Source organism: Pseudomonas sp. KH_017, assembly GCF_057840285.1.
This window is the reverse complement of sequence record NZ_CM174509.1, coordinates 1775312-1791227: the sequence shown is the minus strand read 5'-3', so window position 1 is coordinate 1791227 and position 15916 is coordinate 1775312. Positions and strand designations below refer to the sequence as shown.

Genomic DNA, 15916 nt, shown 5'->3' with positions numbered 1-15916 from the left:
CATTGCCATAGCCACTCCTGCGATTCGGATAAAGCCTGAAGGTTAACCAAGAGGTCCGGTCTTGGACAGCTCAGTCTTCGATCAGACCCAGTTCCTGTTGAGCACGGTGATCGCCTGCCCGAGCGGCCTGACGCAACAGGTCCTGACCGATCCGGCGGTCCCGGGCATTCCCGCATTCGCGACACATCAACTGGCCAAGGCGACTTTGCGCAGCCACCACGCCTTCACGGGCCGGTTGCTTGAGCAGACGTCCGGCGATGTGTTTGACGTTACGGTTTTCGCCCAGATGCGGACTGTCCAACAGCCACTCCGCCACGCGCATGGAAAAGCGCTTGGTAGGGGCAACAGAGGGTGGTGTGGAGGAAGAGGAAACGGAGGCTGAGCGAAACTTCATAAAGCACTGTGGGGCAGATCAGAAGGCGCGCAACTTTACTCTCTTTTTCTTACAGGTAAAGCTGAAAATATCCCGGCACGCCCGTCCTAGAGCAAGCGCTCGGGACAATCCACAGAAGCTGTGGATAACTCAGTGGACAACCGCTCTCCAACCCTCTCAAAGCCCTGTGGAATGGGGCTCGCAGTCAAACTGACGATTTTTTCACCAGTAAAAAAAAGCGATGTTTTTCATTGACTTAAATTTTGGTTACAGGCAGCCATTACGCTTGAACGTGAGATGACAGCGGGGTGACAGACCGCGCAACTAATGTGCACAAGTGCCTTTGCGACGGTTATATCAACGCACTTTTTCGGCGCATTTTTTTGTCGTGCCTGGGGATAAACCCTGGCAACCCCGCTGTTCAGGCGGCTGCGTTGCTACAAACCTCGATGACCGGTGGTCGGATTCTGTTCGAATACAGGGCGTGTCAATCGCAGGCCGCGCAGCTTTATGCGCATCTCTACATGGCAAAACAGCCCGATCAGGCACCTGCCGGGAAATTCTTTTCGCTAACACACTTCCCTTGGCCAGTTCAATCCGTTAGTATCCGCGGCGTTAGTACCAAGCTGAAAGTCAATTCTGGTCGAACAAATCCCCCCGGTCAGCCTTCCCGACGGAAGCCTCCACCGAACATGCGGGATCGACCACCTCGATGGTTTCCAGGTAAATCTTGCGCCAACACAACCTTTGAATCGAAAGCAAAGGGTGTTGCTCCGCCTGCTTACTCTGCTCGAACCAACCTGCAAATTGATCAGGATCTTCACCCCGGGCCCAGAACCTTTGCCCTCGATGTGTTGCCTGCCCTCCTAAGTACCTACCTGCCAGCCCAAGCGCGCCAACTTATTAGCGCTTCAAACTGGCTGCTTTGTTCCAGTCGGGTTCTTCGTTCGATCAATGGTGATCGACGTTACTGGAACGTTTTAACGTTGCACGGTTCTTATCCGTGTCATTTGTAGGAACACCCAATAATGTCTACTCAAATCCACACTCAGGATGCCATTCGCACCCTAACCAACGCTTTTGCACCAATGAACTGCCTGATCATGGCCGCTCGCAAAGGCTGCTTCAGCTTCACCCTGGTCAACGAACACGGTATCGCTCGTCACAGCGAACGCCTGTACCCCGATCAATACTCCAGCGCCGAGCCGCTGCAGGCCGTGATCGAGCGTACCCGTCAGGCACTGGTTGCCTGAAACGCCAGAAAGGCTGAAAAACCCAAAAGCCCTGCCCGAAAAGCGGGGCTTTTTATTGCCTGATATTTCCCTTTCCTCGAATCACGACTAAGCACGATCCGATATAACGGTTATAACTGGTCGCTGGAAATATTTTAAAAACAGGCCTTTACAGCGCGAATATAACACTACACTTCAACTCAAGCGGCTTGACCCGCTTGCGGCGAGCCTGAGTCGATTCACTGCTGCCAAGCCCCCTTCAGGTATCGCCGTCCAACTCAGGTTTCGAGGGTTTTATGGGTATCGCTGCCAGCGAACTGTGCCGCTACGTGATTCGTCCGACCTTGATCTACCTCGGACGCCATAGCGCTACTGCCGAATCCCTGCTACTGGGCATTGCCGCCAGCCAGTCCGCCCTTGGTTCCGCCCTGCATGACCGCCGTGGGCACGGCCTGTACCGCATCGCCGAGCCCCGCCACCAGGCCCTTTGGGACCATTACCTGGCCCTTGATCCGGAGCGTGCAAGCCTGGTCCGCGGCCTGGCCAGCCAGCATGCGTTTCTTAGTGGCCCGCACCTCGAATTGACCGTCAACCTGCGTTACGCCACAGCCATCGCCTGGCTGCTGGTGGAAGAACAGAACACCCCCCTCCCCGCCCCTGATGATTTGCTGGGTATGGCCAGGATCTGGCGCCAGACATTTCAACCCCAGGGACGTCTGCGTGATTTCACCAGCGCCTGGCAAACCTGTGTTTCACCGCTGAACCAGGTAGCCTGCTGACACCTCTGGATCCAAAGATCGCGCAACACGCCGCGATTCTGGTCGGATTGTCCTACAAAACCGCTCTAAATCAAGGCATACAGCCTATGGCGCCGGGACGAAAATGTTGGTAATTTTCGCCCCGGTGATCACCAGGAGTTCTAATAATGAAAAAAGTAATGCTCAAAACCACCATTAGTCTCGCCGTTGCCATGGCATCCACCCAGATCTTTGCAAGTGGTTTTGCCCTCAACGAACAAAGCATCAGCGGGATGGGGTCAGGTTTTGCCGGGCGATCTTCCTCTGCCGACGACGCATCCACCATTTTTGGCAACCCTGCCGGCATGTCTCGCCTCAAACGCGAACAAGTGACCGGCGGTGTTGCATTTATCGACGCGCACACCGACATAAGTGATGCCAGCTCCCGTCCGAACGGCGGCACCAACAAGGGTGACATGGTCCCCTTCATGGGCGTGCCGATGGGCTATTACGTCAAGCCAATCGATGACCAGTGGGCGGTCGGTTTCGGCGTCTACGCGCCGTTCGGTCTGGTGACCGATTACGAGAACGGCTTCGCCGGCCGTTACTTCGGCAGCAAGAGCGAAGTCAGAATCGTGACCCTGCAGCCAACCGTCAGCTATGCCTTCAACGACAAGGTATCGATTGGCTTCGGTCCGACCATCAACCGCATCGACGGCACCCTGGAATCGAACCTGTCGATCACCCAGGCCGCGCCGGACGGCGAGGTCAAGATCAAGGGTGACGACACCGCGCTGGGCTACAACATCGGCGTGCTGGTTCAAGCCACCGACAGCACTCGCGTCGGCCTGACCTACCACTCGAAAGTGAAGTACACGCTCGACGGCAACACCAAGGTCAACTACAACGTGCTGGGCCTGATCGGCCAGAACCCAAGCCAGAAATACGACGCTTCGCTGGACCTGACCACACCTGAATCGGTGGACTTCTCGGTCACTCACCAGCTCGACGACAAGTGGACTCTTTACGCAGGCAGCACCTGGACCCGCTGGAGCCGCCTGAAAGAAATCACCGTTGAAAACAAAGGCGTTCCGGCCGTTCTGAACGGCCAGTTCGGCACCATCACCGAAGAACAGAACTGGCACGACACCTGGGCTCACGCCATCGGCGCGTCCTACCAGTTGAACAAGCAATGGGTACTGCGTACCGGTCTGTCCGTTGATCAGGCACCGACCAACAACGTCGACCGCTCCCCACGCATCCCGACTGGCGATCGCAAGATTTTCAGCGTGGGCGCCGGCTGGAGTCCGACCGACGACCTGACCATCGACCTGGCGTATTCGTACCTGCGCGAAGAGTCGGTCAAGGTCAACAACAGCAACGACCGTGGCCAGACCTACAACGCCAAGTATGAAAACTACGCGAACGGTTTCGGTCTCGGCGCGACCTACCGCTTCTGATGATTTACGGCGAGCCTGAACCGCTCGCCATCGGAATCAAAAAAGCCCCGCTCTCTTGTACAGAGGCGGGGCTTTTTAGTGGGTGCGGATCAAGGTTGTGAAGCCAGGGCTTGCTCCACCGCTGCAATGAACTCGGGATCATCGGGCTTGGTCAGGCTGGAAAAGCTGGCGATCACCTTACCCTTGCGATCGACCACGTATTTGTAGAAATTCCATTTTGGCGCACTGCTCTGTTCGGCCAGCACCTTGAACAGATGGGTTGCGTCGGCGCCACGCACCGACTGCGGCTCGGTCATGGTGAAAGTCACGCCATAGTTGACGTAACAAACCTTGGCGGTTTCGGCACCGTCCCTGGACTCCTGCTTGAAGTCATTGGACGGAACACCCAGCACTTCCAGCCCCTGCCCTTTGTAACGCTGATTCAGCGCCTCAAGGCTTTTGAACTGCGGGGCGAAGCCGCAGAAGCTCGCAGTGTTGACCACCACCAGCGGCTTACCCTCATACCGTTGACAGAGGTCGATGGATTCCTTGGCGCGCAGCTTTTGCAGTGATCCTTGCAACAGCTCCGGGCACTCGGCCGCATAGGCCAGCCCGGTAAACGTCAGCAGCAACGCGGGGACTGCAATCCAGCGCTTCAACATGTCGGTGCATCCTTGATAATTCGTCAAAAGCGACGTTACTCGCCCTCGCCGCTCGCTAGCAAGTACCCATGCCCAACTGCATCAGCGCCAGCCCGCCCTGATGCCAGCCCCACCACGCCAGGGCAAGCAGCAAGGCGCAGACAGCGAAAAACGTGATATGAGGCCAGAGACTGTTCATGTCGCACTCATTTGTGTTTGCAGGCGCGCCACTGGCCGTTCACGCACCGGCCAGTTCAGGGCGGCGGCCAACAGGCTCAAGAGAATCGCGACCTGCCAGATCAAGTCATAGCTGCCGGTACGGTCGTACACCACGCCACCCAACCAGCCGCCCAGGAACGAACCGAGCTGGTGAAACAGGAAAACAATCCCGCCGAGCATGGACAGGTTTCGCACGCCAAACAAGGTCGCCACCGTGCCGTTGGTCAACGGTACCGTCGACAGCCACAGGAAGCCCATGGCCATGCCGAACAGGTAAGCCGTGGTAGTCGTCACCGCCGCCCACAGGAACAACGCAATGACCACCGCCCGCAGCAAGTACAGACCGGTGAGCAACCGCGGCTTGGACATGCGCCCGCCGAGCCATCCGGCGGTATAGGTGCCGAAAATGTTGAACAGGCCGATCAGCGCCAGCACCGTGGTGCCGACCGTCGCCGGAAGGTGTTGATCCACCAGATAGGCCGGCAGGTGCACACCGATGAACACCACCTGGAATCCGCACACAAAAAAGCCGAACGCCAGCAGCCAGAATCCGGAGTGGGAGCAGGCTTCGCGCAGTGCTTCGCCAAGGGTTTGTTCGTGGCCCAGGACGGGCAGCGGCTTGTCCTTGAGCATGCTCACCAGCGGCACGATCAGCGCCACCAGCAAGCCCAGCGCCAGCAGCGCCGCGGACCAGCCAAGCCATCCGATCAAACCGAGCGTGCCGGGCAACATCGCGAACTGGCCGAACGAACCGGCCGCACTGGCAATCCCCATGCCCATGCTGCGTTTTTCCGGCGGCACCGCGCGGCCGACCACCCCCAGGATCACCGAGAACGACGTGCCGGACAGTCCGATGCCGATCAGCAGGCCGGCGCTCAGGGACAGGGTCAGCGCCGAGTCGGAGAGCCCCATGCAGATCAGCCCGGCCGCGTACAGGACGCCACCGATCAGCACCACTTTCGCCGCGCCGAAACGGTCGGCCAGCGCGCCGGTAAATGGCTGAGCCAGGCCCCAGATCAGGTTCTGCAGGGCGATGGCGAAGGCAAAGACTTCACGGCCCCAACCGAACTCGGCACTCATCGGCGCCAGAAACAGCCCGAAGCCATGGCGAACGCCCAGCGACAACGCAAGGATCAGCGCACTCCCCAACAGAACCCAGCCGCATGTACGCCACATCGATGTCATTGTTGTTCTCCGGTAGCGGGTATATACCCGCTTATGATCGGAAAAACCGGCATCACGCCAGTTCGTCCAGCAGCTTCAATAAGGTTTCGCGCTTTTCGGCGCCCAGGCGATCGATCAAGCGTTGCTGCGCGGCTTCCCAGGCCGGCAAGGCAGCCTTGAGGCGCTCTGCCCCGGCCCCGGTCAGCAGGACGATGCGGTTGCGCATGTCCTCGCCCTCGACCAGCGTCACCAGGCCGTCACCCTCCAGCACCCGCAAATTGCGCCCCAGGGTGCTGCGATCCAGGCCCATGGCCTCGGCCAGGGTCGAGATGCTCGGCTGATCCAGACGCTGCAGGTTGCACAGCAAAGAATACTGCGCAACGTTGATCCCGAAGCCGTCGAGAGCGCCGTCGTAATGCCTGCTGACACCACGGGCGGCGCGACGCAGGTTGATGCATAAACATTGGGAATCGAGCATGGTGCGTGTATATACCCGCGAGTCGGTTAAATCAAGTGGCATGAGGGTTAGCAGTGTTCTGAAGATCGCCTTCGCGAGCAAGTCGGATCGCCGCACCGCCGCTCCCACATTGGAATGCGATCAACTGTGGGAGCGAGCTTGCTCGCGATGAGGCCGGAACATTCAACACAACCCGATCAAGCCAGCGCCAAGCCTACCAACACTGTAACTTCCAGCAACTCCAGCATCGCGCCCGCCGTATCCCCCGTCGTGCCGCCCAGGCGCCGAAACATCACCTGCCGCAACCAGGAAAATCCAAGAACGGCCAGCACCACCGCCAACACACCACTCAAACCGGCGATCAACACACAAGCCAGTGCGCTGACCGCCAACACCTGCTTGCCCGCCGAACGCGGAAGATGATCGGCCAATGCCTGGCCCAAACCACCTGCACGCACATAGGGCGTGGTCAGGAACAAACCGAGCAACGCGCTGCGACCGATCAACGGCACGATGATCAATGCCAGCGAATGCGGCTGTTCGATCAGCGCCAGCAGCGCGGTGAACTTGAGCAACAACACCAGCACCAGCGTCACCACGGCGATCGGCCCGCTGCGCGGGTCTTTCATGATGGTCAGCGTACGCTCGCGGTCGCCAAAACCACCGAGCCAGGCATCGGCGCTGTCCGCCAGGCCATCCAGATGCAACCCGCCGCTGAGCAGCACCCAAAGGCTCAGCAACAGTGCCGCGTGCAACAAGGTCGGCGTGCCGAGCAACAGCCAGTTGACTGCCCACAGAATCGCGCCAAAAAGCAACCCCACCAGTGGATAAAACAGCAGCGACCGCCCCAGCTCCCGGGGCTCAGGCATACCGGGCAGGCGAATCGGCAGGCTGCTGAGAAATTGCAGGGCGATCCAGAATGGCAGCATGGTCAAAGCACTTCCTTCAACACGCCCGCAGGCTCCACCGTCAGCGAAAACAGCGCGCCGTGCCCGACCTCAACGTTGAGCAGTTGCTCCCGTGGCAGCCCGCGCGCTTGTGCCAGCAACAGGCGCATCACACCGCCATGGCTTATCAGCAAAACGCGCTCACCGGCACAGGTCGCGTGCAAACGCTCCAGCGCGGCCAGCACCCGTGCCGAAAACTCCGCAACCGGCTCACCCTGAGGCGGCGTGAACGAATAAGGATCGGCCCAGAACAAGCCCAGGGCCTGCGCGTCGGTCTCCATCAACGCCGCCGCGCTCTGCCCTTCCCAGGCGCCGAAATGCAACTCTTGCAGGTCTTTATCCAGTTGCACCGGCACACCCAGTTGCGCACCGAATTCCTCGGCAAACCGCGCACAACGCTGCAAGGGTGAACTGACCAGCCGATCCCACGGCCCCTGCCCGACCACCGCGGCGCGCATCTGCGCCCAGCCCGTGTCGGTCAATGCGTCATCGATGCTGCCGCGCAAGCCGCCGCCGAGTTCGGTTTCACCGTGACGCAACAGATCCACGCGCAAGGTCATGCCGGGCGATCCGCCACGGCGGCTTCGGCGAAGGTCGCCATCTGCCCATGCAGGTCGCAAGCCAGGCGCAGCAGCGGCACTGCCAATGCCGCACCACTGCCTTCGCCAAGCCGCAGGCCGAGATCGAGCAAGGGTTGCGCATTCAGGGTTTCCAGCACATGACGATGCCCCGGTTCGGCGCCGCGATGACCGAACAACAACCACTGACGGCAATCAGGATTCAAACGCACCGCAACCAGCGCCGCGACACTGCAAATGAAGCCATCCACCAGCACCGCAACACCTTCCTGGGCACAGGCGAGATACGCACCGACCAGCGCGGCGATTTCAAAACCGCCGAGGTTGAACAGGGTCTGCAGGGCATCGTCACGCTGCGCACCATGCAATGCCAGGGCGCGCTCGATGACCAGAGCTTTGTGGCTGACACCTTCGGCATTGAGCCCGGTGCCAGGCCCGGTCAAATGCACCACCGGGCAATCGAGCAGCGCGCACGCCAGTGCGCTGGCAGCGGTCGTGTTACCGATGCCCATTTCGCCACCGATAAACAACTGCGCACCGCTGGCAATTGCCCGCTGTACGCTGTCACGACCGGCCTGCAAGGCGAGTTGCCCCTGGGCTTCGGTCATGGCCGGTCCCTGTACAAAATTTGCCGTGCCCGGGCCGACGTTCAGGTGACGCACACCCGGCAGGTTCAGCGACGGCGTTACCGTGCCAAGGTCAACCACCTCAAGGGAAGCGCCCAGTTGCCGCGCCAATACGCTGATCGCGGCACCACCACTGACGAAGTTGAGCAGCATCTGCCCGGTCACTTCCTGGGGAAACGCCGACACGCCCTCGGCGACGACGCCATGGTCGCCGGCAAAAATCGCGATCCACACCTGCTCCAGACTCGGCTTGACCCGCCCCTGCAAACCCGCCAACTGCACCGCCAGCGCTTCCAGCTGGCCGAGGGAGCCGGCCGGCTTGGTCAGTTGCTGTTGCCGCGCCTGGGCCTGTTCGACCGCTTGGGTATCGACCGGCTTGCACGGGTTCAGCCACCAGGATTGAGTCATAACGCAGTTCCTTTCAGAGTCAGGGGCAGGCCGGCGACGGTCAGGACGACACGCTGACAACGCTCAGCCAGAGCTTGATGCAGCCAACCGGCTTCATCGACATAGCGGCGAGTCAATTCGCCCAGCGGCACGACACCCATTCCGGTCTCGTTGCTGACCAAAATGATTTCACCCGGCAGCGACGCCAGGCATTCGAGCAGCGCATCACGCTCGGCTTGCAAGCGCTCGGCATCGTCGAGCATCAGCAGATTGGTCAGCCACAGGGTCAGGCAATCCACCAGCAGGCAGCGCTCGGCACGGGCGGATTCACGCAGCACCCGGGCCAGTTCCAGCGGTTCTTCGATCAATGCCCATTCGGCAGGACGACGAGCGCGGTGATGGGCCACCCGCTCGCTCATTTCTCCGTCCAGTGGCTGGCTGGTGGCGATGTAGGTGACGGCCAGGGCGCTGTCGATGGCGAGTTTTTCAGCCAGGCGACTCTTGCCGGAGCGGGCGCCGCCGAGGATCAGTTGGAGCATGGTTACATCCTTTCAAATGGGCGGTGTGGCCACTTCAGTCTTCGCGAGCAAGTCGGATCGCCGCACCGCCGCTCCCACAGTTGACCGCGTTCTAATGTGGGAGCGGGCTTGCTCGCGAAGAGGCCAGAGCTTTCACCTCAGATTCCACAGAGCTGCCGCAACAACCCGGTATCCAGATGCTTCTCCACCAGATCCGCCAGCCGCTCGATATCTCGCTCACGCAAGCCGTGGTAATCCACGTCCTGCACCTCCTGCAAACCCGCCCAGCGCAACAGCGCACTGCACGCCGCCGGCGATTCGAACAGCCCGTGCAGGTAGGTGCCGAAAATCTGTCCGTCAGCACTTTGCGCACCATCGCAGCGGCCGTCATCCAGCTGCACGGCGGCCTGCTCCAGGGCCGGCCCGGAAGTCACGCCGGCATGAATTTCATAGCCCGCCACCGGCGCATCCTCCAGCGCCAGGCGACCACGCACATTGCGCAACTGCTTCTCTTGTTCGAGTTGAGTCTGGAAGGCCAATAGCCCCAAACCGGCACTGGAACCCGGCGCACCTTCCAGACCCAGCGGATCATGTACGTGCTCACCGAGCATCTGCAGGCCGCCACAGATCCCCAGCAGTTTCCCGCCGTAACGCAGATGCCGGGCGATGGCGGTGTCCCAGCCGTTGGCCCGCAGGTACGCGAGGTCGCTGCGCACACTTTTCGAGCCGGGAAGAATGATCAGGTCGGCGGACGGAATCGCCTGGCCGGGGCCGATGAATTGCAGGTCCACTTGCGGGTGCAGGCGCAGCGGATCGAAATCGGTGTGATTGCTGATGCGCGGCAGCACCGGCACCACCACCTTCAGCACCTGTTCGGCTTTATCGGCCTGGCGTTGATCGATGCCGTCCTCGGCCTCCAGGTGCAGGTCCATCACGTACGGCAGCACGCCGATCACCGGTTTGCCGGTACGCTCTTCGAGCCAGTCGAGACCGGGCTGCAGCAACGCAATGTCGCCCCGGAAGCGATTGATGACGAAGCCTTTGACCCGCGCCTGTTCGCTCGGCGACAGCAGTTCGAGGGTGCCCACCAGATGGGCGAAAACCCCGCCGCGATTGATATCGGCGATCAGCAGCACCGGGCAATCCACCGCTTCGGCGAAGCCCATGTTGGCGATGTCGCCGGCGCGCAGATTGATTTCCGCCGGCGAGCCCGCGCCCTCGACCATCACCACGGGATACGCCGCGCTCAAGCGCTCGTGGGAGGCCAGCACCGCTTGCATGGCGATGGTTTTGTAGTCGTGATAGGCGACGGCGTTCATGGTCGTGACAGCGCGGCCATGGATGATCACCTGGGCACCGGTGTCACTGTTGGGCTTGAGCAACACCGGGTTCATGTCGGTGTGCGGTTCCAGGTTCGCGGCCTGGGCCTGTACCGCCTGGGCGCGGCCGATCTCGCCACCGTCGGCGGTCACCGCACTGTTGAGGGCCATGTTCTGCGGCTTGAACGGCACCACCCTGACGCCCTGGCGCGTGACCCAACGGCACAGCGCGGTCACCAGCGTGCTTTTACCGGCATCCGAGGTGGTGCCTTGCACCATCAGCGTGGTCATTGGTTTTCCTTGGCGAAATCTTCGAACGCCTGCGCCAGTCGTACCCAGGCGATTTCGTCACCGGGCAAGCCGAAGCGCAGGCTGCTGTTGTGCGTGAACAACCGCAGGAGAATGCCGCGCCGGGCCATGAACTCATGCAGTGCTTCGGCGCGCTCGGTGATCAGCCACTGGAACAGCGCACAGCCGCCCTGGGGCTCGAAGCCGTGTTGCCGCAGCAACGACGCCAGGCGCTCGCTGGCCTCTTCTGTGCGCAGTCGTTGCCGCGCCTGCCCTTGCGTATCGCGCAGGCAGGCCTGGCCCACGACCCGGGTTGCCCCGCTCACGGCCCAGGGCCCCACTTGTTCAGCCAGCAACTTGAGTAACTTGCGCTCGGCCAGTACAAACCCCAGGCGCACACCGGCCAGGCCGAAAAACTTGCCAAAGGAGCGCAAGACGATCAGCCCGACTTGATGGGCAAACGGCGCCAGGCTCAGTTGCGGCGTGTTATCCATGAACGCTTCGTCCACCACCAGCCAGCCACCGCGCTGGGCCAGCCGCGCGTGCCAGTCGAGCAGGCGACTGGGCGCCAGGCTAAGGCCTGTGGGGTTATTCGGATTGACCACCACCAGCACATCGAAACTGTCGATAAAGAAGTCGACTTCGTGCTCCAGCACTTCACGTACGATGTAGCCGTTACGACGCCACGCCTCGGCGTGCTCGGCGTAACAGGGTGACAGCACGCCGACCTTGCCCGCCCGACGCAAGCGCGGCAGCAGTTGAATCGCCATTTGCGAGCCGGCCACCGGCAATGCCTGAAAGGCGCCGTAGTAATCACAGGCGGCCTGCTCCAGACCATCGTCCGCCTCCGGCAAACGGGCCCAGGCCCGCAGTGGAATATCCGGCACCGGGAACGGCCAGGGCGCGAGGCCCGTCGACAGGTCCAGCCAGTCGGCTTCATCTATGCCATATTCGAGCGCTGCCTTGCGCAATCGCCCACCGTGCTCAAGCATAAAATTCGGCCCCCAGGCAGAGAATCAGCAGCCATAACCATACCCCGCGCTGGACCAATTGCCAGCCCCGGTCAATGGAGTCGGCATCCGCCGGCACGCCTTCGCCCAACTGCGGACGCTGATGCAGTTCGCCGTGATAAATCGCCGCCCCGCCCAATTCGACGCCGAGGGCACCCGCCCCTGCCGCCATCACCGGACCGGCGTTCGGGCTGTCCCAGGTCGGGCCCTGGGTGCGCCAGCATTTCAACGCCAGCCGGGTTTTGCCCAGCAGCGCGTAAGTCAGTGCCACCAGGCGCGCAGGAATGTAATTGAGCACGTCGTCGACTTTCGCCGCCGCCCAGCCGAACCGTTCGAAGCGTTCATTGCGATAACCCCACATCGCATCCAGCGTATTGCTCAGGCGATAGAGCACCACGCCCGGCGCGCCTGCCACGGCAAACCAGAACAACGCCGCGAACACCGCATCGCTGCCGTTTTCCAGTACCGACTCAGTAGCGGCACGGGCGACTTCGGTTTCATCCAGCTCGCTGGTCTGGCGACTGACCAGATAGCTCACGCGCGTGCGCGCCGCTTCCAGGTCATTACTGCGCAGGGCCTTGGCCACAGGCGTGACGTGCTCACCGAGGCTGCGCATGCCGAGGGCGCAATAGAGCGCGAGAATCTCGACGATCCAGCCGACATAAGGCGCCCAGGAAAATGCCGTGACCAACAGCGTCAGCGGCAACACGGCGATCACCCACGCGGTGACGCCATGGCTGCGCCAGCCGCGACCGCCGCCGTTGAAACGTTGCTCGATGCGCTCGGCAAAACGGCCGAACGCCACCAGCGGATGCCAGCGCTTGGGTTCACCCAGCAGCGCATCCAGCGCAACCGCGGCGACACTCAACAACGCCACACTCATTGACTCACTCCCCAATAATTTTCATACAGCAATTCATGTAGCGGACGCGCCTGTGCCCAGCCTTCGAGCACCAGCATCGGCGCCGGGTAGAACGCCTTCACCGGTCCCAGGCACAGCACCGCCAGCGGCTTGGCTCCCGGTGGCAACTTCAACAAATTGGCCAGGGCTTGCGGTTCGAACAGCGACACCCAGCCCATGCCCAGCCCTTCGGCGCGGGACGCCAACCACAGGTTCTGGATCGCGCAGGACAACGAAGCCATGTCCATTTCCGGCAGCGTGCGGCGGCCGAAGATATGTTGCTCGCGGTCGTCCATCAGTGCGGCGACCAGTACCTCGGCGCAATCGTTGATGCCCTCCACCTTGAGCTTCATGAACTCATCGCTGCGCTCGCCGAGGGCTTCGGCGGTGCGGATGCGCTCTTCTTCCACCAGGGCCTGGATTTGCCCGCGCAAGGTGCGATCAGTGATGCGGATGAAGCGCCAAGGCTGCATCAGGCCGACACTGGGAGCCTGATGCGCGGCCTCGAGCAGGCGCCGCAGCAATTCGGGCTCGACGGTGCCGCCGCTGAAGTGGCGCATATCGCGGCGTTCGGCGATGGAACGATAGACCGCTGCGCGTTCGGCTTCAGAGAATGCGTTGTCGCTCATGGCCTCTTCGCGAGCAAGCCCGCTCCCACATTTGAAGGTGAGCTGCCTGAAGAAACGCAATCCCCTGTGGGAGCGGGCTTGCTCGCGAAGGCGGCTTCAAGGTCAGGCGCAAACAGCGCGGCAATCGCCGAAGGGTTCGACGGAAAATAAAAGTGCACATAAGAGGCGGTCATCCGCCCCTCACGGTAGACCGCCTCCGCTCCGCGCCCGCCGTTAGGGCTCAAGCCCCGGGCAATCGGCGCCAGTTCAGTGGTGGTCAGCGAATGGTGATAGGTGTGCCCGCGCAGCGAACCTTCCGGCAGTTCCACCGCCTGCAACGCCAGCGCTGCCAAACGCTTTTGCATCACCGCATCACCGGCCAGCAAGCCAACCAGTTCGGCGCGAGTGCCCTCGACATCGGTCAGGGAATCGAGCAGATACAGCATGCCGCCGCACTCGGCGAGCAACGGTTTGCCTGCCCTGTGGTGGGCGCGGATCGCGTCGAGCATCGCGGTGTTTTGCGCCAGCGCGACATGGTGCAGCTCCGGGTAACCACCCGGCAGATACAGGCTGTCCGCCTCCGGCAACGCACGGTCGCGGATCGGCGAGAAGAACGACAACTCGGCGCCCATCGCCCGCAGCAGATCCAGGCTCGCGCCGTAGGTGAACGCAAAGGCTTCATCGCGGGCGACGGCAATGCGCACACCGGCCAGCAGCGGTTCGGCCGCGATGACATCAGGGGCGGCGAATTCGACTGCCGGTGGCAGCGCGACCTCGCAACTGCTGGCCAGGGCATCGGCCGCCGCATCGAGGCGCAGGTCGAGATCGTTCAACTCACTGGCCTGCACCAGCCCCAGGTGCCGGCTCGGCAATTCGATCCCGGTTTCCCGGGACAGCGCGCCGTACCAGCGCAAACCTTCAGTCAGGCTGCCTTCGAGCAGTTGCGCGTGGCGCAGCGTGCCGACACGATTGGCCAGCACGCCGGCGAACGGCAAGTCCGGCTGATATCGCGCCAGCCCCAGGGCCAGTGCGCCGAAGGTCTGGGCCATGGCGGTGCCATCGATCACACCCAGCACCGGCACACCGAAATGCCGCGCCAGATCGGCGCTCGACGGCGTACCGTCGAACAACCCCATGACGCCTTCGATCAGGATCAGGTCCGCTTCAGCGGCGGCTTCCCACAACAACCGGCGACTCTCCTGCTCGCCGACCATCCACATGTCCAGTTGATACACCGGCGCACCGCTGGCGCGTTCGAGGATCATCGGATCGAGAAAGTCGGGGCCGCACTTGAACACACGGACCTTGCGCCCCTGATTGCGATGCAATCGGGCCAGCGCTGCGGTGACGGTGGTCTTGCCTTGGCCGGAAGCCGGCGCGGCAATCAATACCGCCGGACAGTGCCGAGGCTGACTCACAATTCGACGCCTTTCTGCGCTTTGATCCCGGCTTGAAAGGCGTGTTTGATCACGCCCATTTCGGTGACGGTGTCGGCCATCTCGATCATTTCCGGCTTCGCGGCACGACCGGTGACCACCACGTGTTGCATCGGTGGTCGGGCCTGCAAGTCGCTGAGCACCTGATCGAGATCGAGGTAGCCGTGCTTGAGGGCGATGTTCAGTTCATCCAGCACCACCAGGCCGATGGATGGATCGCGCAGCAGTTCCCGGGACACCGCCCAGGCGGCTTCGGCGGCGGCGATGTCGCGCTGGCGGTCCTGGGTTTCCCAGGTAAAACCTTCGCCCATCACGTGAAAGCGCACCTGCTCGGGAAAGCGCCGGAAGAACAACTCTTCGCCCGTGCTGTTGCGGCCCTTGATGAACTGCACCACGCCGCATTGCATGCCGTGCCCCATGGCGCGGGCAAGCATGCCGAAAGCCGAACTGCTCTTGCCCTTGCCGTTGCCGGTCAGTACCAGCAGCAGGCCACACTCGTTCGGGGAATTGGCGATGCGCTCGTCGATCACGGCTTTTTTGCGCTGCATGCGCGCCAGATGGCGTTCGTCACGATCAGGGGTATCAGTCATGGGGGAGCTCTCCGTTTAGGCAGGAATAACGGCGGGCAGGCACAAGAATAGAAGGCAACAAGCCTGGCATCGCCCACCGTGATGCCGCTGGATGAATCAGGCCGGTCTCCGGGCTCATGAGTGGCGCGGGGCCAGACCGTGCGCCTTCCCGCATCAAATCGACACAGTGGCATCACACACAGTTTTCACTCATTTACCGTTGCGGGGGCAGCGCCGGAATTGCGGGCCTTCGACCAACAGAAGGACTCACTCACCGGCTTCCCTGTTTCACTCTGTCGACCCAAGCCACAGAGCACCTGAAACAAGCCGCGAAGGTTAGAGGGTTGGGGGTGGAGCGTCAATTAAAGCCGGGAGGCCATCGACCGAATAACTGCCATCAATCAATAAACTGACGTCAATCTTGTGCCACGCTCTCAGCAGTGATATCAAAGAGCCACAAACTCACA

18 protein-coding genes and 1 riboswitch are annotated in these 15916 nt (G+C 61.7%); of the genes, 3 read left to right on the top strand and 15 right to left on the bottom strand.

Annotation, left to right across the window (positions count from 1 at the left end; all coding sequences use genetic code 11):
* Nucleotides 1–70: 70 nt before the first annotated feature.
* Entirely contained in the window at nt 71–394 is a 324-nt protein-coding gene (locus AC3IT6_RS08165) for an SEL1-like repeat protein (protein ID WP_080925238.1), read from the bottom strand.
* A 1007-nt stretch (nt 395–1401) separates the two neighbouring features.
* Between AC3IT6_RS08165 and AC3IT6_RS08160 the strand changes: the two genes are divergently transcribed.
* The 3 genes from AC3IT6_RS08160 (at nt 1402) to AC3IT6_RS08150 (ending at nt 3802) form a co-directional block, all read left to right on the top strand.
* The gene (locus AC3IT6_RS08160; RefSeq protein ID WP_007898912.1) at nt 1402–1626 is read left to right on the top strand and encodes a hypothetical protein; all 225 of its coding nucleotides are present in this window, start codon (nt 1402–1404) and stop codon (nt 1624–1626) included.
* Nucleotides 1627–1901: 275 nt separating this feature from the next.
* A complete protein-coding gene (locus AC3IT6_RS08155; protein ID WP_008051047.1) occupies nt 1902–2384 on the top strand; it encodes a hypothetical protein in 483 nt (160 codons plus the stop codon).
* A 146-nt stretch (nt 2385–2530) separates the two neighbouring features.
* A complete protein-coding gene (locus AC3IT6_RS08150; protein ID WP_150724559.1) occupies nt 2531–3802 on the top strand; it encodes an OmpP1/FadL family transporter in 1272 nt (423 codons plus the stop codon).
* 89 nt (nt 3803–3891) lie between these two features.
* Here the strand turns inward: AC3IT6_RS08150 and AC3IT6_RS08145 are convergent, their stop codons facing one another.
* The 14 genes from AC3IT6_RS08145 to cobO form a co-directional block, all read right to left on the bottom strand.
* Entirely contained in the window at nt 3892–4443 is a 552-nt protein-coding gene (locus tag AC3IT6_RS08145; RefSeq protein WP_458370886.1) for a glutathione peroxidase, read from the bottom strand.
* Nucleotides 4444–4498: 55 nt separating this feature from the next.
* The gene (locus AC3IT6_RS08140; RefSeq protein ID WP_489354844.1) at nt 4499–4621 is read right to left on the bottom strand and encodes a hypothetical protein; all 123 of its coding nucleotides are present in this window, start codon (nt 4619–4621) and stop codon (nt 4499–4501) included.
* Nucleotides 4618–5826, bottom strand: coding sequence for an MFS transporter (locus AC3IT6_RS08135; protein WP_489354843.1), 1209 nt, complete (start codon nt 5824–5826; stop codon nt 4618–4620). Before AC3IT6_RS08135 ends, AC3IT6_RS08140 begins: the two co-directional genes overlap by 4 nt.
* Nucleotides 5827–5878: 52 nt before the next feature.
* The gene (locus tag AC3IT6_RS08130; RefSeq protein ID WP_489354842.1) at nt 5879–6283 is read right to left on the bottom strand and encodes a MarR family winged helix-turn-helix transcriptional regulator; all 405 of its coding nucleotides are present in this window, start codon (nt 6281–6283) and stop codon (nt 5879–5881) included.
* Nucleotides 6284–6459: 176 nt separating this feature from the next.
* A complete protein-coding gene (locus tag AC3IT6_RS08125; protein WP_489354841.1) occupies nt 6460–7191 on the bottom strand; it encodes an adenosylcobinamide-GDP ribazoletransferase in 732 nt (243 codons plus the stop codon).
* Between the two features lie 2 nt (nt 7192–7193).
* Nucleotides 7194–7769 (bottom strand): alpha-ribazole phosphatase family protein, encoded by a 576-nt coding sequence (gene cobC, locus AC3IT6_RS08120; RefSeq protein ID WP_489354840.1) that lies wholly within the window; start codon nt 7767–7769, stop codon nt 7194–7196.
* Nucleotides 7766–8821 carry a nicotinate-nucleotide--dimethylbenzimidazole phosphoribosyltransferase gene (gene cobT / locus AC3IT6_RS08115; protein ID WP_489354839.1) on the bottom strand — a complete coding sequence of 352 codons (1056 nt, stop codon included), beginning with the start codon at nt 8819–8821 and terminating at the stop codon, nt 7766–7768. Before cobT ends, cobC begins: the two co-directional genes overlap by 4 nt.
* Entirely contained in the window at nt 8818–9339 is a 522-nt protein-coding gene (gene cobU, locus AC3IT6_RS08110; RefSeq protein WP_489354838.1) for a bifunctional adenosylcobinamide kinase/adenosylcobinamide-phosphate guanylyltransferase, read from the bottom strand. The genes cobT and cobU overlap by 4 nt, the downstream gene beginning before the upstream one ends.
* Nucleotides 9340–9476: 137 nt before the next feature.
* Nucleotides 9477–10928, bottom strand: a complete 1452-nt coding sequence (locus AC3IT6_RS08105; protein WP_489354837.1) for a cobyric acid synthase — start codon at nt 10926–10928, stop codon at nt 9477–9479.
* Complete coding sequence (cobD, locus tag AC3IT6_RS08100; protein ID WP_489354836.1) at nt 10925–11917, bottom strand: threonine-phosphate decarboxylase CobD; 993 nt, start codon at nt 11915–11917, stop codon at nt 10925–10927. Before cobD ends, AC3IT6_RS08105 begins: the two co-directional genes overlap by 4 nt.
* Nucleotides 11910–12818: an adenosylcobinamide-phosphate synthase CbiB gene (cbiB, locus tag AC3IT6_RS08095; protein WP_489354835.1), complete on the bottom strand. Its 909-nt coding sequence runs from the start codon at nt 12816–12818 to the stop codon at nt 11910–11912. The genes cobD and cbiB overlap by 8 nt, the downstream gene beginning before the upstream one ends.
* The gene (gene bluB / locus AC3IT6_RS08090) at nt 12815–13465 is read right to left on the bottom strand and encodes a 5,6-dimethylbenzimidazole synthase (RefSeq protein WP_489354834.1); all 651 of its coding nucleotides are present in this window, start codon (nt 13463–13465) and stop codon (nt 12815–12817) included. The genes cbiB and bluB overlap by 4 nt, the downstream gene beginning before the upstream one ends.
* The gene (locus tag AC3IT6_RS08085) at nt 13462–14862 is read right to left on the bottom strand and encodes a cobyrinic acid a,c-diamide synthase CobB (protein WP_489354833.1); all 1401 of its coding nucleotides are present in this window, start codon (nt 14860–14862) and stop codon (nt 13462–13464) included. Before AC3IT6_RS08085 ends, bluB begins: the two co-directional genes overlap by 4 nt.
* Nucleotides 14859–15470, bottom strand: a complete 612-nt coding sequence (gene cobO / locus AC3IT6_RS08080; protein WP_008049722.1) for a cob(I)yrinic acid a,c-diamide adenosyltransferase — start codon at nt 15468–15470, stop codon at nt 14859–14861. The genes AC3IT6_RS08085 and cobO overlap by 4 nt, the downstream gene beginning before the upstream one ends.
* Before the next feature lie 82 nt (nt 15471–15552).
* A riboswitch (cobalamin riboswitch) is annotated at nt 15553–15785 on the bottom strand.
* Nucleotides 15786–15916: the final 131 nt, after the last annotated feature.

Coding starts and splice junctions, on each gene's coding strand:
- AC3IT6_RS08165 (WP_080925238.1), bottom strand. CDS start 394: ATGAAGTTTCGCTCAGCCTCCGTTTCCTCTTCCTCCACACCACCCTCT.
- AC3IT6_RS08160 (WP_007898912.1), top strand. CDS start 1,402: ATGTCTACTCAAATCCACACTCAGGATGCCATTCGCACCCTAACCAAC.
- AC3IT6_RS08155 (WP_008051047.1), top strand. CDS start 1,902: ATGGGTATCGCTGCCAGCGAACTGTGCCGCTACGTGATTCGTCCGACC.
- AC3IT6_RS08150 (WP_150724559.1), top strand. CDS start 2,531: ATGAAAAAAGTAATGCTCAAAACCACCATTAGTCTCGCCGTTGCCATG.
- AC3IT6_RS08145 (WP_458370886.1), bottom strand. CDS start 4,443: ATGTTGAAGCGCTGGATTGCAGTCCCCGCGTTGCTGCTGACGTTTACC.
- AC3IT6_RS08140 (WP_489354844.1), bottom strand. CDS start 4,621: ATGAACAGTCTCTGGCCTCATATCACGTTTTTCGCTGTCTGCGCCTTG.
- AC3IT6_RS08135 (WP_489354843.1), bottom strand. CDS start 5,826: ATGACATCGATGTGGCGTACATGCGGCTGGGTTCTGTTGGGGAGTGCG.
- AC3IT6_RS08130 (WP_489354842.1), bottom strand. CDS start 6,283: ATGCTCGATTCCCAATGTTTATGCATCAACCTGCGTCGCGCCGCCCGT.
- AC3IT6_RS08125 (WP_489354841.1), bottom strand. CDS start 7,191: ATGCTGCCATTCTGGATCGCCCTGCAATTTCTCAGCAGCCTGCCGATT.
- cobC (WP_489354840.1), bottom strand. CDS start 7,769: ATGACCTTGCGCGTGGATCTGTTGCGTCACGGTGAAACCGAACTCGGC.
- cobT (WP_489354839.1), bottom strand. CDS start 8,821: ATGACTCAATCCTGGTGGCTGAACCCGTGCAAGCCGGTCGATACCCAA.
- cobU (WP_489354838.1), bottom strand. CDS start 9,339: ATGCTCCAACTGATCCTCGGCGGCGCCCGCTCCGGCAAGAGTCGCCTG.
- AC3IT6_RS08105 (WP_489354837.1), bottom strand. CDS start 10,928: ATGACCACGCTGATGGTGCAAGGCACCACCTCGGATGCCGGTAAAAGC.
- cobD (WP_489354836.1), bottom strand. CDS start 11,917: ATGCTTGAGCACGGTGGGCGATTGCGCAAGGCAGCGCTCGAATATGGC.
- cbiB (WP_489354835.1), bottom strand. CDS start 12,818: ATGAGTGTGGCGTTGTTGAGTGTCGCCGCGGTTGCGCTGGATGCGCTG.
- bluB (WP_489354834.1), bottom strand. CDS start 13,465: ATGAGCGACAACGCATTCTCTGAAGCCGAACGCGCAGCGGTCTATCGT.
- cobO (WP_008049722.1), bottom strand. CDS start 15,470: ATGACTGATACCCCTGATCGTGACGAACGCCATCTGGCGCGCATGCAG.